The 17,098-nt window shown below is 70.9% G+C and carries 15 protein-coding genes and 3 pseudogenes; 13 read left to right on the forward strand and 5 right to left on the reverse strand.

What is annotated here, in order from left to right; genetic code table 11:
* Positions 1 to 127 precede the first annotated feature (127 nt).
* Positions 128 to 1,990, forward strand: a pseudogene (locus OHN19_RS04275) (alkyl/aryl-sulfatase).
* Here OHN19_RS04275 and OHN19_RS04280 read toward each other — a convergent pair.
* Positions 1,980 to 2,900 (reverse strand): helix-turn-helix domain-containing protein, encoded by a 921-nt coding sequence (locus OHN19_RS04280; protein ID WP_330262828.1) that lies wholly within the window; start codon positions 2,898 to 2,900, stop codon positions 1,980 to 1,982. The pseudogene OHN19_RS04275 and the gene OHN19_RS04280 overlap by 11 nt on opposite strands.
* A 39-nt stretch (positions 2,901 to 2,939) precedes the next feature.
* Positions 2,940 to 3,638: a TetR/AcrR family transcriptional regulator gene (locus OHN19_RS04285; RefSeq protein ID WP_330262829.1), complete on the reverse strand. Its 699-nt coding sequence runs from the start codon at positions 3,636 to 3,638 to the stop codon at positions 2,940 to 2,942.
* A 139-nt stretch (positions 3,639 to 3,777) separates the two neighbouring features.
* Here OHN19_RS04285 and OHN19_RS04290 point away from each other — a divergent pair, with 139 nt between their 5' ends.
* The 6 genes from OHN19_RS04290 (at position 3,778) to OHN19_RS04315 (ending at position 6,979) form a co-directional block, all read left to right on the forward strand.
* Entirely contained in the window at positions 3,778 to 4,143 is a 366-nt protein-coding gene (locus OHN19_RS04290; RefSeq protein WP_330262830.1) for an alcohol dehydrogenase catalytic domain-containing protein, read from the forward strand.
* A complete protein-coding gene (locus OHN19_RS04295) occupies positions 4,136 to 4,489 on the forward strand; it encodes a hypothetical protein (RefSeq protein ID WP_330262831.1) in 354 nt (117 codons plus the stop codon). Before OHN19_RS04290 ends, OHN19_RS04295 begins: the two co-directional genes overlap by 8 nt.
* Positions 4,405 to 4,710, forward strand: a complete 306-nt coding sequence (locus tag OHN19_RS04300) for a zinc-binding dehydrogenase (protein ID WP_330262832.1) — start codon at positions 4,405 to 4,407, stop codon at positions 4,708 to 4,710. Before OHN19_RS04295 ends, OHN19_RS04300 begins: the two co-directional genes overlap by 85 nt.
* A gap of 41 nt (positions 4,711 to 4,751) precedes the next feature.
* Positions 4,752 to 5,426 carry an SDR family oxidoreductase gene (locus OHN19_RS04305; RefSeq protein ID WP_330262833.1) on the forward strand — a complete coding sequence of 225 codons (675 nt, stop codon included), beginning with the start codon at positions 4,752 to 4,754 and terminating at the stop codon, positions 5,424 to 5,426.
* A gap of 100 nt (positions 5,427 to 5,526) precedes the next feature.
* Positions 5,527 to 5,898: a DoxX family protein gene (locus tag OHN19_RS04310; RefSeq protein ID WP_330262834.1), complete on the forward strand. Its 372-nt coding sequence runs from the start codon at positions 5,527 to 5,529 to the stop codon at positions 5,896 to 5,898.
* A gap of 22 nt (positions 5,899 to 5,920) precedes the next feature.
* On the forward strand, positions 5,921 to 6,979 hold the full coding sequence (locus OHN19_RS04315; RefSeq protein WP_330262835.1) for an LLM class flavin-dependent oxidoreductase: 1,059 nt from the start codon (positions 5,921 to 5,923) through the stop codon (positions 6,977 to 6,979).
* Positions 6,980 to 7,115: 136 nt separating this feature from the next.
* Here OHN19_RS04315 and OHN19_RS04320 read toward each other — a convergent pair.
* Positions 7,116 to 7,254: pseudogene (locus OHN19_RS04320) on the reverse strand (IS5/IS1182 family transposase); the annotation flags it as partial.
* Here OHN19_RS04320 and OHN19_RS43885 point away from each other — a divergent pair.
* Positions 7,254 to 7,355: pseudogene (locus OHN19_RS43885) on the forward strand (IS5/IS1182 family transposase); the annotation flags it as partial. The pseudogenes OHN19_RS04320 and OHN19_RS43885 overlap by 1 nt on opposite strands.
* Before the next feature lie 789 nt (positions 7,356 to 8,144).
* Positions 8,145 to 10,946 carry an RICIN domain-containing protein gene (locus OHN19_RS04325; RefSeq protein ID WP_330262836.1) on the forward strand — a complete coding sequence of 934 codons (2,802 nt, stop codon included), beginning with the start codon at positions 8,145 to 8,147 and terminating at the stop codon, positions 10,944 to 10,946.
* A gap of 158 nt (positions 10,947 to 11,104) precedes the next feature.
* Here the strand turns inward: OHN19_RS04325 and OHN19_RS04330 are convergent, their stop codons facing one another.
* The gene (locus OHN19_RS04330) at positions 11,105 to 12,484 is read right to left on the reverse strand and encodes a glycoside hydrolase family 43 protein (protein WP_330262837.1); all 1,380 of its coding nucleotides are present in this window, start codon (positions 12,482 to 12,484) and stop codon (positions 11,105 to 11,107) included.
* Positions 12,485 to 12,693: 209 nt separating this feature from the next.
* Between OHN19_RS04330 and OHN19_RS04335 the strand changes: the two genes are divergently transcribed.
* From OHN19_RS04335 to OHN19_RS04345, 3 genes are all read left to right on the forward strand, one after another.
* Positions 12,694 to 14,118, forward strand: a complete 1,425-nt coding sequence (locus OHN19_RS04335) for an amidase (protein ID WP_330262838.1) — start codon at positions 12,694 to 12,696, stop codon at positions 14,116 to 14,118.
* 51 nt (positions 14,119 to 14,169) lie between these two features.
* Positions 14,170 to 14,388, forward strand: coding sequence for a hypothetical protein (locus tag OHN19_RS04340; protein WP_330262839.1), 219 nt, complete (start codon positions 14,170 to 14,172; stop codon positions 14,386 to 14,388).
* Positions 14,389 to 14,521: 133 nt separating this feature from the next.
* Positions 14,522 to 15,997, forward strand: coding sequence for a flotillin family protein (locus OHN19_RS04345; RefSeq protein WP_330262840.1), 1,476 nt, complete (start codon positions 14,522 to 14,524; stop codon positions 15,995 to 15,997).
* A 63-nt stretch (positions 15,998 to 16,060) separates the two neighbouring features.
* Here OHN19_RS04345 and OHN19_RS04350 read toward each other — a convergent pair whose 3' ends face one another.
* Positions 16,061 to 16,477, reverse strand: coding sequence for a hypothetical protein (locus tag OHN19_RS04350; RefSeq protein WP_330262841.1), 417 nt, complete (start codon positions 16,475 to 16,477; stop codon positions 16,061 to 16,063).
* 51 nt (positions 16,478 to 16,528) lie between these two features.
* Here OHN19_RS04350 and OHN19_RS04355 point away from each other — a divergent pair, with 51 nt between their 5' ends.
* Positions 16,529 to 16,975 (forward strand): type II toxin-antitoxin system PemK/MazF family toxin, encoded by a 447-nt coding sequence (locus OHN19_RS04355; RefSeq protein WP_330262842.1) that lies wholly within the window; start codon positions 16,529 to 16,531, stop codon positions 16,973 to 16,975.
* The last annotated feature ends 123 nt before the right edge of the window (positions 16,976 to 17,098 follow it).

Here is a 17,098-nt window from a genome sequence, read left to right on the forward strand (position 1 = left end):
GTGCCCGCGCACGCTCGCCCGCCGACTGCCGGCTGTGACGTGTCAGCGGGGCTTCTGTGATGCGTCATCGGGCGCCGTCGGTCCGGGGTTGTGAGGATCGATGGCCATGAGCAACAGCGAGACGGCCATGACTGGCAGCCCGGACGAGACCAGGGGCAGTGGCCTGGCCTGGGGCGACGATCAGGACTTCGCCGATGCGGACCGGGGGTTCATCGCCCGGCTCGAGCCCGGTGTGGTGCGGGCCGCGCACGGCCGGGTGGTGTGGGACGCGGAGGCGTACGGCTTCCTGGACGGGGAGTGTCCGCCGACCGCGCATCCCTCGCTCTGGCGGCAGAGCGGGCTGGTGGCGCGGCAGGGGCTGTACGAGGTCGTTCCGGGCGTCTACCAGGTGCGCGGGTCGAACGTGACCTTTGTGGAGGGCGAGCGCGGTGTCGTCGTCATCGACCCGCTGATCAGCGCCGAGGTGGCCGCCGCAGCTCTGGCCCTGTACCGGGAGCACCGCGGCGAGCGGCCCGTGACGGGCGTCATCCACACCCACTCGCATGTCGACCACTTCGGCGGGGTCCGCGGCGTCGTCGACCCGGCCGACGTCGCGGCCGGGCGGGTGCCGGTCATCGCCCCGTGCGGTTTCCTGGAGCACGCCGCCAGCGAGAACGTCTTCACCGGGACGGCGATGGCCCGCAGGTCGGGTTACATGTACGGCGCCGCGCTGCCGAAGGGGCCCGCCGGGCAGATCGGCTGCGGGCTCGGGCAGACGACGTCGACCGGCAGCGTCGGCCTGATCGCGCCGACGGTCGACATCAACCGCACCGGGCAGGTGGAGACCGTCGACGGCGTACGGATGGTCTTCCAGCTCACGCCGGGCACGGAGACTCCGGCGGAGATGAACTTCCACTTCCCCGATCTGGGGGTGCTGTGCGTCGCGGAGAACGCCTGCCACACGCTGCACAACGTGCTCACCCTGCGCGGGGCGCTGGTGCGGGACCCCAGCGCCTGGGCGCGGTATCTGACCGAGACGGTCCGGCTGTTCGCCGACGAGACCCACGTCGTCTTCGCCTCCCACCACGGGCCCACCTGGGGCCAGGAGCGCGCGATCCGCTTCCTGGAGGAGCAGCGCGACGCGTACGCCTATCTGCACGACCAGTCGGTCCGGCTGATCAACGCCGGGTACACCGGCGCCTAGATCGCCGAAAATCTCTGCTTCCCGCCCGCGTTGGCACGTGCGTGGCACGCGCGCGGCTACTACGGCACGCTCAGCCACAACGCCAAGGCCGTCTACCAGCGCTACATGGGCTGGTTCGACGGCAACCCGGCCCACCTGTGGCAGCATCCGCCCACCGAAGCCGCGGTCCGGTACGTGGAGTTCATGGGCGGAGCCGACGCGGTGGTCGCCAAGGCGCGTGCGTCGTACGAGGCCGGGGACCTGAGGTGGGTCGCGGAAGTGCTCGCCCATGTCCTGTTCGCCGAGCCCGGCCACCGTGAGGCTCGCGCCTTGCAGGCCGACACCTTCGAGCGGCTCGGCCACGGCTCCGAGTCCGGGCCATGGCGCAACTTCTACCTGATGGGCGCTGCCGAGTTGCGCGACGGCATCCTCGGGACGCCGACGCCCCAGGCACCGGACGTCCTGGCCGCCCTGACGGCCGAGCAGATCTTCCGGTCCATGGCCGTACGCATCGACGGCCCGCGCGCGGCCGCGGCCGGACGCCTGCTGCTGCGCTGGGAGTTCACCGACACCGGCGAGGTGTGGACGCTGCTGCTGTCCAACGGGGCGCTCACCCCGATGCGCGGCGACCCCCCGCGGGGCGAGCGGCCCACCGTGGTGCTGCGGCTGGCCCGCACCACCCTGAACACGATCCTCGGCGGGGCGACGACCTTCGCCGACGAGATCTTCGGCGGGGCCGTGGTCCTCGACGGCGACGCCGACGCCCTGATCGCCTTCGGCTCTCTGCTGGAGTCGCCGGACCCGGACTTCGCCATCGTCACTCCGTGACACCGGTGTCGGCGTCACGCAGCAGCAGGGCGGCGAGCGCCAGGGCCACATCCCGGGGGTCGGCGAGGTCCAGCCCGGTCAGGTCCTGGATCCGGGCGAGCCGGTTGTCCACGGAGTTGGGGTGCAGGTTGAGCAGGCGGGCGGTGGCCCGCCGGTCCTGACGGTGTTCCAGGTGGGTGCGCAGGGTCCCGACGAGTTCGGGGCGGTCGGCGAGGGGGTCGAGCATGGCGATGATGCGGGCACTGCCCTCGCTCGGACGGGACAGGTGGTACTCCAGCAGCACGTCCTCGAGCCGGTGCACCCCGGGCCGCACCCCGCAGGCGGCCGCGACCCGGACCACCTCGGAGGTCAGGAGCGCCGCGCGCGGGATGTCACCCACCGTCATCGCGGCAGCGGCGGCCAGCCGGAGCTCCGGTCCAGCCGTCTCACACAGCAACTCCGGCAGCCGAGCAGGTGGTTCGGTCACTCCGGGAACGACGACATGCCCGCCGTCACCGTCGAGCACGGCGAGCACCTCCGTGCCGAAGGCCCGGTCCAGTGCCGCCTGGACGCGCCGCAGCAGTCGCCGGACAGCGACCGGGGAAAGCCCGCCGGTGGCCGCCGACGTGCCGAAACGCACGAACAGCACCAGCACGGGCCCGTCCGGTGTGACCCCGTCGACGACGGGCCGACCGTCCAGCAGGGCCCGGGCGCGGGAGCGTCTTTCCTCGTGGCGTTCGGCGGCGAGGGCGACCCGCTCGTCGAGGTAGCTCTCCGCCACGGCGCCCACGACTCGGTCGGTTGCCGTGAACAGCGCCTCGGTCAGCTCGGCCAGCGCCTGCTGCTCGCCGGGGCCGGCCATGTCCCGCAGGGCCCGCCACAGTTCCCGTGCGCCCAGGGTGTAGGTGCGCAGCAGCAGGTGGAGCGGCATGCCCTCCTCGGCTCACGATGCGCGGGCGCACGTGAACCTTCAGCCCTTCCTGCCCGGTTCCGGCGAGGCGGAGCACGCCTGGCTGGCCCTGAGCATGGCCAAGTAGAGGGCGCGGGGCTCGGGCGGGTCGGGCAGGGGGCCGCGGGCGGGGGCCTCGAAGGACTGGAGCATCAGGGCGACAACGCGTTTCCAGGCGTCGGGCGCGGAGTCGCCGGTGGCGTTGACGACGCCGGCAGTGACCATGTGCACCAGCACCAGGTCCTCGGGGCTGAAGTCCTCTCGCAGACGTCCTGCGGCCTTGGCGCGGCCGATGAGCCGGACCACGCCCTCGTACGCCTGGTCTCGGCGCCCCTCCAGAGCCTTGGCCGTGGGGAAGGTCATGGTCAGCACGTCGGCGAAGCCGTAATCGGCGGCCTGCATCGCGCAGGCGGATTCGATGAACCCCGCGAGACCGCGCCAGGGATCGGGGTCGTCGAGGGCGACGCCGACCGCGTCGACGTAGGCGTCCATACGGTCGGCGAAGACCGCGGCGACCAGGTCCTCCTTTGTCGGGAACCGGCGGAACAGAGTGGCGATGCCCACCCCCGCCTCGCGGGCCACGGAAGTCATGGAGGCATTCAGGCCGTCACGCCTGAACACCGTGCGCGCGGCGGCGAGTACCCGTGCGCGGTTGCGCTCGGCGTCGCTGCGCAGGGGCTGTGCGGCAGGGGCATCGCTGGATCGGGCGCCAAGGTTCATGACACTCAGCCTACCGAATCGGAACGCCCCATCCAGTTTCAGTGCTATCGTGACACGCGGAACCGGAAGGGCCCTTCCAGATCAGAATCGGATGCCCCGTTCCGAATCGAGCGAACTGATGCCAAGGAGTTGATGATCAGTGCGCGCTGTGACGCTGGCGCGGGTACCCGGCAGCCCCGAGGTGACCGAGGTGGCGGTGCCCCGCCCGGAGGCCGGTGAGGTGCTGGTGAAGGTGGCCGCGTCCTCGGTGAACGGGTTCGACCTGGGCACGGTGGCCGGATACCCGCAGGACATGATGGAGCACCGTTTTCCGCTGATCCCCGGCAAGGACTTCGCCGGCACCGTCGAGGCGGTCGGTGAGGGTGCCGAGGGTTTCGCGGTCGGCGACGCCGTGTTCGGCGTGGACGCCAAGGCACACCTGGGCGCCGGTTCGATGGCGCAGTACGTCGCCGTTCCCGCTGCCGTCGGCATCGCCCACCGGCCCGACCAGGGTTTCCGTGCGTGACGCCGGCGCGCTCGGGCCGCCAGGCACCGCCGCCTTCGACGGTCTCGCCCTGCTCGGCCCGCCGGAGGGCAGCACGGTGCTGATCTCCGGTGCCACCGGCGGCGTGGGTGCCATCGCCGTACAACTGGCCGCGGCCCGGGGCGCGAGGGTGATCGCCACGGCCAAGCCGGGCTCCGAGAGCGGTTTCGTCTCGGCGCTGACCGACGCCGAGGTGACCGTCATCGACCACACCCAGGACATGACCGCGCAGATCCGGACGGCGTGGACACGGTGCTGCACCTCGCCGGCGACCTGGCCGAACTCACCGCGCTCACCCGCGACGGCGGCGCCGTCGCCTCCGCCCTGACCCTCGCCCCGGTCCCCGGGGCCTCGGAGGACCGCGAGCTGCACACCGCCGTGCTCCGGTCCTACCCGACCACCGACACCCTGTCCGCCCTCGCCGTACAGGTCGCCCCCGGCGCCCTCAAGGTGCCGGTGAACTCCGAGTTCGACCTGGAGGGCGCCCCCGAGGCATTCGCCGCGTTCGGCGCCGACACCCTCGGCAAGATCGCCGTCACCGTCGCCTGACCAGTCCGTACCCCAGCCCCTCCCCCACGAAAGGACTCACCATGCCCAGCATCGCCATCGTCGGAGCCGGCCCCGGAATGGGCCTCGCCATCGCCCGCACCTTCGGCTCGCGCGGCTACGACGTCGCTCTCATCGCCCGCAACCGCGCCAAGCTCGACGACCTCGTCGGCCGGCTCACCGCCGAGGGCATCACCGCCGCGGCGTTCCCGGCGGACGTGCGCGACCACGACGCGCTGACCCAGGCCCTCAAGGATGCCGCCACCCGCTTCGGCGGCATCGACGTCCTGGAGCACTCCCCCGCTCCCAGCATCGACTCCATGACCCTCACCTCCCCGTCCCGGACCAGCCCCTCCGATGTACAGGGATGGACCGACTTCCTGCTCGGCAGCGCCATCACCGCCACCCAGGCCGTCCTGCCCGCGATGCATGAGGCGGGCGCGGGCACCCTGCTCTTCACCAACGGTGCCGGCTCCGTCGACCCCATCCCGATGCTCGGCAACGTCAACCCCGCTCAGGCGGCGCTGCGCAACTGGGTGCTCAACCTGCACAAGGAGCTGGCCGGCACCGGTATCCAGGCCGCGCACGTCGCCATCGGCGTGTGGATCGGCGCGGGCGGCCCTCCCGAGATCCCGACCGCCGAGGCCGAGGACATCGCCCCTCTCTACTGGGACCTGCACACCCAGCGCGACGAAGCCGAGCGCGTCTTCACCGGCTGACGCCTCCCAGTTCGCCCCCGTTGCATCCTGATCCGCTCCATCCTCACGCGCCGCGGCGATCCCCGCCGCGGCGCGACCGAAGAAGAAGGTCTCCGCTCCGATGAACGTGTTCCTGTGGATCCTGCAGGGCGTCCTCGCCGCGCTGTTCGTGGCCGCCGGCGTCACCAAGTCCACCCAGCCCCGCGAAAAGCTCATGTCCCAGCTGCCGTGGGTCAGTGACGTCTCGACTCCCGTGGTGCGTCTGATCGGCGTCGCCGAACTCGCCGGCGGCCTCGGCCTCATCCTGCCGGGCGCCTTCGACATCGCCACGGTGCTCACCCCGCTGGCCGCCACCGGCTTGGCTGTGATCATGGTCCTGGCCATGGGCCTCCACGCCCGCCGCAAGGAGCCGCAGGCCATCGGGTTCAACGCGATCCTGCTCATAGTCGCCGCGGTCGTCATGTGGGGCCGGTTCGGGCCCTACTCCTTCTGACCGCCCGCTGTCGGAGACAACCGTGGAACTGGGCATCATCTCCCTGTCCGACCTGCAGACCGACCCCGCCACAGGAAAACTGCACGACCCCGGGCGCCGCACCCGCGAGATCGTCTCCTACGCCATCGCCGCCGACCAGGCCGGCCTGGACGTCTTCGGTCTCGGCGAGCACCACAGCTGGGACTTCGCCGTCGCCAACCCCGCCGTCCCGCTGGCCGCGATCGCCCAGGCCACTGGGCGCATCCGGCTGGCCAGTGCCGTGTCGGTGCTGTCGACCGCCGATCCGGTCCGGCTGCACCAGGACTTCGCCTCCCTCGATCTGATCAGCGAGGGCCGCACCGAGATCATCGCGGGGCGCAGTGCGTTCGTCGAGGCGTTCCGCCTGTTCGGCGTGGACCTCGAGGACTACGACGACGTGTTCGCGGAGAAGCTGCGGCTGCTGCTCACCATCCGTGAGAATCCCGAACACGTCACCTGGCGCGGGCGGTTCCGCCCGGCCATGGACGGCCTGTCCGTCCAGCCCCCGCCCCGGCAGCCGCAGTTGCCGCTGTGGCTCGGCGTGGGCGGCACCCCCTCCAGCGTGGAGCGCGCCGGACGCCTCGGCCTGCCCATGGCGCTCGGACTCATCGGCGGGGACATCCGACGTGCCCGCCCCCTCGTCGAGCACTACCGCGCGGTCGGCACCGCAGCCGGCCACCCCGCCCACCGGCTGCGGCTCGGCAGATCCGGCCACTTCTACGTCGGCCGCACCTCCCAGGGCGCACGCGACGACGTGTTCCCGTACTACAAGGAATACGTCCGCCCCAAGCCGCCCACCGGACGCGGCTTTCACATCGGACGCGCCGAATTCGACGCCGCAGCGGTACCGTTCGGCGCGCTGATGGTCGGAAGTCCCCAGGAGATCATCGACAAGATCCTCACCGAACGCGAAGTGCTCGGCATCGACCGCTACATGGGCCAGGTCGACTTCGGCGGTCTGCCCGCCGACATGGTCCACGGCTCGATCGAGCTTCTCGCCACCGAGATCGCGCCTGTCATCCGCAGGGAACTCGCCCCTCCGGGCGGACCGGCCGCAGCCTGAGGAACAGCTGAACCGGCGTCACGGACGTCGGCAGCCACGGCCCGCGTGGGCAACGAAGTGCGGGGTGGCGTTGACCAGGAGGGACGGGTCGTCGGCTCCTGCGCCCCGTCGTTCTTCCACCGCGGCCGCCTGCCCCCGTTCGGCTCCAGTCGTTGCCGCGGCGGCAGATCGCCCGATCGAAGCCGTTCGGTCGGCCGCCCTTGCTGCCTCTGGTCCTGCCACTCCGAATCGGTGTGCTTGATCTGGCGTCGCCGCAGGTATGGCCGTGGCGGCCTTCATCATCACGCCCGGCCAGTGGGGTGACGACGCCCCGCAGATGATCCCCGTTCTTGAGCAGATCCGAGTTCCTGGCCAGGCGGCGGACGGGCGACGCCGTGCTCATACCCAACGCCGGGCCCCGGCCGGTGACTGAGGCGGCCACCCCGCCCCGGAGGCCGGGGAATCGCTGGAGGAAGCCGGTTGGGGGCTACGTCCTGCCCAGGTCACAGCAGGTCAAGTCGCCTGCGCAGACGGCCCGTTGACCAGAGACCTACGGACCGCCTGATCAGGAACCCTCGAGAAAAGCCGCACCTTTTCTCTTGTCCTGAGCGCAATCCGACCGTACGCTCCCCTGAGCACGAGACGTCCGATGAATCATCTCACGACGGACCACCGCCCGTGAGTATTCGAGGGACCGATCGTGAAAACTTCCAGTTACGTTGAAGCATCCGAGCCGCTCTTCCCTGCGACTCATGCGGGCCACCCGAAGTATGGACTCGAGTCATCGGAGCTTTCGACTCGGGGGCCTACTCGAGGAGCATCAATGCCACTGTTCCCTTGCAGACTTGTCGGCAGCATGGGCATGCCACCAGTCCGGTGCGTCGGCAACACTCCGCAGGACATCCGCTCACGCCTGGTTCGGGCTCCGTTACATCCCTGACCAGCCCCAGTTTCGGCCTGCCAGGTGACGGCACGCAGTCTCCCGCCGCATCGAGGGTCCGCCAACGGCCCGGCTCGGACGACCCGCTCCGCCCTCACCGCTACCCCGGCACCAGCCAGAGGCAGGCCAGGGTCCTCACCTGCCCTGCCCATTGCCGATCCCCCAATCCCCCATCCCCACCCCTCGCTCCAGCCCCCTACCGCGCTCCGCACTCGGGTCGTGCTTCACAAGGAAGTGATCACGCATATGTCCGGTAACCGAAGAACGGCTGCACTGGGCGCCTCCCTCGGCCTCGCCCTGACCGCAGCCCTCTCCTTTTCATCCCCCGCCCCTTCCGCCCAAGCGGCGACGGCAACGACCGCCTGGCAGGCAGGGGCGTTCCAGGTCGACACCCCGAACCTGGTCCGCCGCTCGAACGTGGTCCTCACCAGGCCCAATACAGCCCAGTCGCAGTTCATGCCGCTCGGCAACGGCACGATGGGCGCCGCGGTCTGGGCGGCCGGTGGGTTCACCGCGCAGCTCAACCGCTCCGACACCTTTCCGCAGCGCAAGTCGCCGGGCTGGCTGACCATACCGGGGCTGTCCGCACTCACCAGCGCCCCGGACTTCACCGCCCACCTCGACCTCTACGACGGCACCCTGGTCGAGTCCGGGGGCGGTATGACCGCCACCATCTACACCCGCGCGGACAAGGACGAACTGGTCGTCGACGTCACCGGCGCCGATCCGGGCTCCGCGCAGACCGCGCAGCTGGCCCTCTGGTCGGGCCGTTCCCCGCAGGCGCTGGCCTCCGGCAAGATCGCCACCCTCGGCGAGACCTGGGTGGACAACACGCAGAGCGGGGCGTCCGGGGACACGTTCGGCTCGCTCGGCGCGATCACCGCCGGCGGGCAGGGCGTCAGCGCGAGCGTCGTCGACTCCAAGACCGTCAAGGTCTCGTTCACGCCCAACTCCGACGGCAGTTTCCGGGTCGTCGCCGCCGCCCCGCACTGGACCGGCGGTGACGCCCAGGCCACCGCCACGACCCTGCTCGGCAGCGACGCGACCACCGCCTCCTCGACTCTCAAGGCATCCCACCTGTCCTGGTGGCACTCCTTCTGGGGCAGGGTCGGTCTGATCAAGCTCTCGTCCTCCGACGGCAGCGCCGACTACATGGAGAACCTGCGCGTTCTGGACCTGTACGGCGCCGCCGCGCAGAGCCGCGACACGTACCCCGGATCCCAGGCCGGCATCGCCGACCTGTTCTCCCCGTACCAGGACAGCCATCGGTGGGACCCGGGCGCGTGGTGGCACTGGAACACCCGCATGCAGGTCCAGGCGAACCTCTCCGCCGGCGCCTTCGACCTCAACGACCCCTACTTCCGCCTCTATCGCGACAACCTGAGCAACATCCAGGGCTGGACCAAGGCCCACATGGGCAACCGTGCCGGCATCTGCGTCCCGGAGACGATGCGCTTCAACGGCGTCGGCTACGAGAACGGAAGCAACTACGCCGCGCTGAACTGCGACTCCGCGACCAGCGCCACCTGGAACGCCCGCACCATCAGCACCGGCGCCGAGGTCGGCCTGTGGGTCTGGCAGCAGTACAAGATGACCGGTGACCAGTCGTTCCTGTCGGCCAACTACCCGCTGATGGCCGAGGCCGCCCGCTTCCTGCTGGCCTACTCCACCACCGGCGCCGACGGTTTCCTGCACACCTTCCCCTCCAACGCGCACGAGACGCAGTGGGACGTCCACGACCCCACCACCGACATCGCCGCCATGCAGGCCCTGTTCCCGGTGACCGTCCAGGCCGCGCAGACACTGGGCCGTGACGCCGATCTCGTGACGCAGCTCAACGCCGCGATCCCCAAGATCCGCCCCTTCGCCCGCACCGACATCGCGACCAAGAGCCAACTGCTCTCCGCGGCCGACGACGCCGCCGGCGCCGACATGCTCGCGCCCTCCTACGACCCTTCGGCGACCAAGCACAACAGCGAGAACATCGGCCTGGAACCGGTGTGGCCCTACAACCTGATCGGCGACTCCGGAAGCCTGACCGACCTGGCGAAGCGCACCTTCACCAACCGCCCCAACAAGCTGGAGAACGACTGGAGCAACGACCCCATCCAGGCCGCCCGCCTCGGACTGGGCAGCGACGTCGCCAGCACCCTTGTCGGGCTCACCAAGAAGTACCAGACGCTGCCCTCGGGGCTGGCCACCTTCGTGGGCAACGAGCCGTACGGCGAGCAGCAGGGCGTGGTCGCCGCGGCGCTGAGCGAGGCGCTGGTGCAGGACTACGACGGCCTGGTCCGCATCGCCCCCGCCCTGCCGTCGGGCTGGGACGCGGACGGCACGGTGTTCATCCAGGGCGGCAGCAAGGTCTCCGTCCAGGTCCGCGGCGGAACCGTGACCACCGTCGGCATCAACGCCGGCTCCACCGGCACCATCAACGTCCGCAACCCCTGGCCCAGCCAGCAGGTCCAGGTCGTCGACGGCGACGACGAGAGCACCGTCGTGGTCGCCTCGACGACCGCCTCCCAGATCGCCGTCCCCGCCGTGAACGGCCACTCGTACCTCGTCCAGCAGGTCTCCGACCCCGTCGGCGGACGTACGGTGACCGCGGTGACGGGCACCCCGGCCACCCAGCCCCGTACTCTCGGCTCGGTGTCGATCGGCCTGACGGCCACCGGCAGCCTGGTGAGCGCCGCGTCGAACCGCTGCATGGACGACCCGGGCGCCAGCACCACCAACGGCACCCAGATCGACATCTGGGACTGCGGTGGGGGTACGAACCAGAAATGGACACCCACCGCCGGTAACGCCCTGACCGTCCTGGGCAAGTGCCTGGACGCCAGCGGTGGCGGAACCACCAACGGCACCAAGGTGATCATCTACACCTGCAGCGGTTCCACCAACCAGCAATGGACCTTCCAGGCGGACGGCAGCATCAAGGGCGTGCAGTCCGGCCTGTGCCTGGACGTCACCGGAGGCGCCACGACGAACGGCACCAAGCTCCAGCTCTGGACGTGTACAGGCGCCGCCAACCAGCGCTGGACCAAGGTCTGACCGTCGCCGGGCCTGGGGGAACCTGTCCTCGACTCCTCCAGGCCCAGCCGAGCTCGCCCGGAGAAGGAAGCCGGGCTCGTACGGTCGCTGGGCACGGCACAGGTCGCCGGTGCGAGATCGATCTCCCAGGGAACACCCCAGGTCAGACGGTGCGCAGGTCAGGCCCAGCCCGCCACCGGCACGAAAGAACTGTCCTGCCGGAACAGCTCCGTCCCGTCCGTCCGGGCCACGCGGAGTTGGTAGTTGTAGTGGCGCAGGTAGTAACCGGGGTAGTTGTACGACTCCCAGCGGATCGAGCCCGACGACGAGCCCGTGCGGGCGATGAACGTCGCGTCCTTGGCGAAGGTCGAGGTGCCGTCGTTGGCGTCGAAGCGGGCGCGGAAGTCCCAGTGGCGCAGGTAGTTGCCGGAGGAGTCGCGGAAGGAGAAGCCGCTCGAGTCGGCGAGGCCGGCGACCACCGTGAAGGTGGACGCCGTCTTCTCGGCGGCCGTGCTGGAGGCGGTCACCACCGGGAGGTTGAGCTGCGAGGACTGGTTCTGCCAGTAGCGGGTGGTGTAGTTGGCCGAGCGGAAGGAGCGCGTCACGTTCTTCGCGAGCGAGGGGCCGCCGGACACCGTCTCCTTGACGACCGTGAAGTGGCGTGCCGTGCCCGAGATCACCGGCAGTGCGGCCGGGGCCGACCAGGTCGCGAAGGTGTCGTAGCTGTCGCTGTAGTAGTAGGTGCCGTCGCCGTAGCCGTCGAAGAAGATCCGCCAGCCGCCGTTGTCGAGCTGGATCACGGACGGGCCCTCGCGGTAGCTGCCCCATCCCGCCCAGTTCCCCGTCCTGGAGATGGAGTAGGGGCCCGTCAGGGAGGACGCCGTCGCGTACTCGATGTACTTCGTCGTCTCGTTCTTGGTGAAGGCGTGGTAGGTCGAGCCGGTCCTCACCACGTAGGTGTCGATGTGGTTCGCGCCGAGGCCCGCCAGGGCCACCGGTGAACTCCACGTCGTCAGGGCCGAGTTCGTGGCCCGCAGACGGTACGGCGTGAAGATCCACTCGTCGCTGGTGAGCGAGCAGGACACGATGACGTTCACGCTGCCGTCGCCGTCGACGAACCACTCCGGCGCCCACGCGCGGGACAGGTTGGCGATCGGGACCGTGTAGTCGTACAGGAAGGTCCAGTTGGCCCGGTCGGAGCTGCGCGCGAAGCCGATGGTGGTGCTGACGTCCTGCCAGGTGTGGGTCGTGTACGTGAGGTAGTAGTAGCCGTCGGTGTGCTTGAGGAAGCTCGCGTCGCGGATCCTGTTGCTGGGCGGCGTGTAGGCGGAGGACTTGAGCAGCCGGAAGTCCGTGGCGTCGTCGGACTGGTAGACGTTCACCGTGCCGTCGTTGCTGTTGAGGAAAGGCACGATCGTGTAGCGGGTGGCGGAGCCGCTCGGCGGGGCGGCGGCCAGGGCCGGGCCCGGCAGCTCGCCCAGCAGGACAGCCGAGGCAGGCAACGCGGCCATCGCGCGGAGCAGGGTGCGGCGGGACGGCGTGGGGGGACGTGTGGTCACGGGCGGCTCTCCCTCGGACAAGGACGCGGCTCTGATGTCCGACATGCCGAACGGAGTTCGGGAAGTCGGTCAGACCGTAAGGGGATGACCGGAACACGTCAATCCCCTTGCGGGCTGCCGGTGTTCTCCCGGCCCGTGTTCCGTCGAAGCGCTTACCGACGTTACCGTTCAGTAGACGGCGTCGGTCCGCAGCACGGAGGTGCCCCCGTATGACGTACGACCGCTCCGCAGGGCTGGTGGAGACCGCCCGGGCGCTGGCCGCCGGCGAGATCACCTCCCTGGCCCTCGTCGAACGGACCCTGGCGCGGATCGAGTCCTCCCAGGGCTCCCTCAACGCCTTCCGGATCGTACGGACCGAGGCCGCGCTCGCCGAGGCGGTGGCCGCCGACGCCCAACTGGCCACCGGGGCACGCAAACCACTGCTCGGCGTGCCCGTCGCCGTCAAGGACGACATGGACGTGGCGGGCGAGCCGACCGCGTTCGGCTGCCGGGGCGAGTTCCCCGCGGTCGCCCGGGACGGTGAGGCGGTACGACGGCTGCGCGCGGCCGGGGCCGTGATCGTCGGCAAGACCAACACCTGCGAGTTCGGGCAGTGGCCGTTCACCGAGGGACCCGCCTTCGGGGCGACCCGCAATCCCTGGAGCCCGGCGCACACCCCGGGCGGCTCGTCCGGCGGGTCCGCCGCGGCCGTGGCCGCCGGTCTCGTGCCCGCCGCGCTCGGCTCGGACGGGGCCGGTTCGGTACGGATCCCCGCCTCCTGGACCCACCTCGTCGGCATCAAGCCGCAGCGCGGGCGCATCTCCACCTGGCCGCGCGGCGAGTCCTTCCAGGGCATCACCGTCAACGGCACCCTCGCCCGCACGGTCGCCGACGCGGCCCTGCTCCTAGACGCGGCGAGCGGCAACCATGACCTGGACCCGCACCGCCCGCCCGCCGTCGAGGCCGCCGCGGCCGTCGGTCGCGACCCCGGCCGGCTACGCATCGCGCTCGCCCTCAAGCCGCCGTTCACCGCACTGCCCGCCCGGCTCCAGCCGGAGGTCCGGGCCCGGGTCGTCGAACTCGCCGAGAAACTCAGCGACTTGGGGCACACGGTCGAGGAGGCCGATCCACCGTACGGCCAGATCGGGCTCACCTTCATCCCGCGCGCCACCGCCGGTATCGCCGAACGGGTCCGCGAGGCCCCCTTCCCCGCGCTCCTCGACCGCCGTACCCGTGACGCGGCCCGGCTCGGCGGACTGCTGGGCGGGGTGCCGCTGCGGGCGGCGCGGCGCGCGGAGGCGGTGCTGCACCGCCGTATCGGCGGGTTCTTCGCGTCGTACGACGTCGTCCTCGCCCCCACCACGGCCGCTCCCCCACCGCGCATCGGGGCCATGCTGGAGCTTGGCGGACTGGCCACCGACCGGGCGATGATCGCGGCCTGTCCCTATGCCTGGCCGTGGAACGTGCTGGGGTGGCCGGGTGTCAACGTGCCCGCCGGGTTCGTCGGGGGCGGTCTGCCGGTCGGGGCCCAGCTGCTCGGGCCGGCGAACAGCGAACCCCTGCTGCTGTCGCTCGCCGCGCAGTTGGAGGCGGAGCTGCGCTGGCACGAGTCCTGGCCGCCCGAGCGGGTCGCGCTGAATTCCCCCGCCGCGTGAGCGCGGTGGGTTCCGCCGCCGCGTGACGGTGCCCGCCCGTACCCTGTGACCATGGACGATGCGTCGATGGTCGGGCTCATGGGGCGGGTCACGGGGACGATCGGGCCGGGGCTCGTCGGCGAGGTGATCGTCCGGGTGCGGGGCGGCGCCGAGCACTTCCTCGCCTACCCCGCCTCCGGTACGGACCGGATCGAGCGCGGCACCGTGGTGATGGTGGTGGAGTACCTGCCGCCGAGGACGGTCTACGTGCAGTCGGCGTACGACAGTTGAGCCCGCCAACGCGCAGGTGAGAAGCGTTTGTATCAAGGTTTCGACAAGGATTCACCAGCGTCTTCAACACCGCCGCAAACAGGCGCAGACTCCCTTCGTTCGGTGCCGAAAGGGCACCATTTCAAGGGGGCGTATGCCGATGGTTGTCGGCGTCGTTGCGGGGGTGGCCGTAGGTGCCATCGCCGTTCTGATCGGTCTGTTCAAGCTGATGTGGCGTGTCGCGGAACCCAACGAGGCACTGATCATCTCGGGCTCGAACCACAAGACCGAGGGGCTCGAAGCGGGCATGGGATTCCGCATCGTCACCGGGCGGGGCACGCTGGTGCTGCCCGGTGTGCAGGCGGTGCGCAAGCTCTCGCTGGATCTGAACGAGACCGAACTGCATGTGGACTGCGTGACCCACCAGGGCATTCCGCTCAAGGTGCGGGGCGTGGTCATCTTCAAGGTGGGCGACGACTTCGTGTCGATCGCCAACGCGGGGCGCCGCTTCCTCGACCAGCAGAAGCTGATGTCGGAGCGGGTGCACAACGTGTTCGCCGGTCATCTGCGGTCCATCGTCGGCGGGTTGACCGTTGAGGACATGATCCGCGACCGGGAGAAGCTCACCGGGCAGACCCGGGCCGCCTGCGGCACGGAGATGGAGAAGCTGGGGCTCATCGTCGACTCCCTGCAGATCCACGAGATCGAGGACCCGACCGGGTACATCCAGAACCTGGCGATGCCGCACGCGGCGGCCGTCCAGCGGGACGCGCGCATCGCGCAGGCCGAGGCGAACCGGCTGGCCACCGAGGCCGAGCAGCAGTCGTTCGCCCGGATGGCGGAGGCCACCCGGGACAGCGAGATCCTCCAGGCCGGCTACCAGGCCGAGCGGGACAAGGCGGCCGCGAAGGCGCGCCAGGCCGGTCCGCTCGCGGACGCCGGGGCCCGGCAGGAGGTCGTCGTCCAGGAGACCCGGGTCGCCGAACTCGAGGCGCACCGGCGGGAGCAGCAGCTCCAGGCGGACGTCCGCAAGCCGGCGGACGCCAAGGCCTACGAGAAGCGCACGCTGGCCGAGGCCGAGCGTGACGCGCGGATCTCCGGGGCCGAGGCCAAGGCGAAGGAGACCGAGCTGGCCGCGGCGGCCGAGGCCACCCGGGTCAAGGCGGCGGCCAGTGCCGAGGCCGAGGCGACCAAGGCCCGCGGTACGGCCATGGCGGCGTCCACCCGGGCCACGGGTGAGGCGGAGGCCGCGGCGGCGCAGGCCAAGGGTCTGGCCGAGGCGGAGGCCGCGCGGGCGAAGGGGCTCGCGGAGGCGGAGGCCATCAAGGCCCGTGCCGCCGCCCTCGCCGAGAACCAGGAGGCGGTCGTCGCCCAGCAACTCGCCGAGAACTGGCCGGAGATCGTCAAGGCCGGCGCGTCCGCGTTCGGCAACGTCGACAACATGGTGGTGCTCAACGGCGCCGACGGCATGGCGGACATGCTCGCCAAGGCGCTCACCATGGGTGGCACGGGGCTGGGACTCGCCCGTCAGCTGCTGGCGTCGATGAACCAGAACGGGCAGAACGTCAACGGCACTTCGCTGAACGGCGTCGCCACACCGCCCGTGCAGAAGGTTCCGGTCAAGGAATAGGTCAGGGAGTGAAGGACTGGCGGTCCGGGGCCTTTGGAGAATAGGGTCCCGGGCCGCCGCCGTTCATCGCGCGAGCAGCGTGACACCCAGGCCGATCAGGGTGACGACCTTCGCGGCCTCGAAGGCGATGTAGACGAGGTGGCCGCGCGAGCGGGGCAGGTCCTCGCCGGCCAGGACGCGGTCGGAGCGACGGTTCAACCGGGGGCGTACCACGGCGAGTTGACCGACCAGCAGCACCAGCAGCGCCGTGGTCCACGAGATGACCCGAGCCGGTGGGCCGTCGACCGCGACCAGGACGGTCACCGTGACGGCCAGGACGCTCTCCACCAGGTTCAGGGCCCGGAAGACGAGGCGGCCGATGCCCAGGCCGATCCGGATCGTCACGCCCGGGGCGCGGAACTTCAGCGGCGCCTCCAGGAAGGAGATCGCCAGCACCATCCCCAGCCACACGAAGGTGACCGCGCCCGCCGCTTCGCTCATCCGACCGACCGTACTCCCCGCACGGTCCCGCGGACGCCATAAGGTGCCCCCGTGACTGCGTTTACCGATGAGAACGTCCCCGGCCGCTTCGGCGCCACCGCCACCACCGAGGCCGACCCCCGCGAGGTCGGCAGGGTGCGCACCGAGTACTCCCCCGCCCACGACGGCGACCCGGACCCCGGGGAGATCGTGTGGACCTGGGTGCCCTTCGAGGAGAACGACGGCCGCGGCAAGGACCGGCCCGTGCTCGTGGTCGCCCGCGAGGCGGCCGGCACCGTCCTCGCCGTACAACTGTCGAGCAAGCGGCACGACGGGGACCGGGAGTGGGTCGCCATCGGCAGCGGCCCCTGGGACCGCACCGGGCGGGACTCCTGGGTGGACGTCGACCGCGTCCTGCGCCTCCACGAGGAGGGCATGCGCCGCGAAGCCTGCGCCCTGGACCGGGGCCGCTTCAACCTGGTCAGGCAGCGGCTGCACGAGCGGTACGGCTGGACCTGACGGTCGCTGCCACTGCGGCACGGGGCCCGCGGACGCAGCGGTACGGCTGAATCTGACGGTCAGCTCCGCTGCGGCACGGGGTTCGCGGCCGCCCGTTGTCCGTCAGCCCCGCTGCGGCACGCG

Source organism: Streptomyces griseorubiginosus, from assembly GCF_036345115.1.
Classification (GTDB): domain Bacteria; phylum Actinomycetota; class Actinomycetes; order Streptomycetales; family Streptomycetaceae; genus Streptomyces; species Streptomyces griseorubiginosus_C.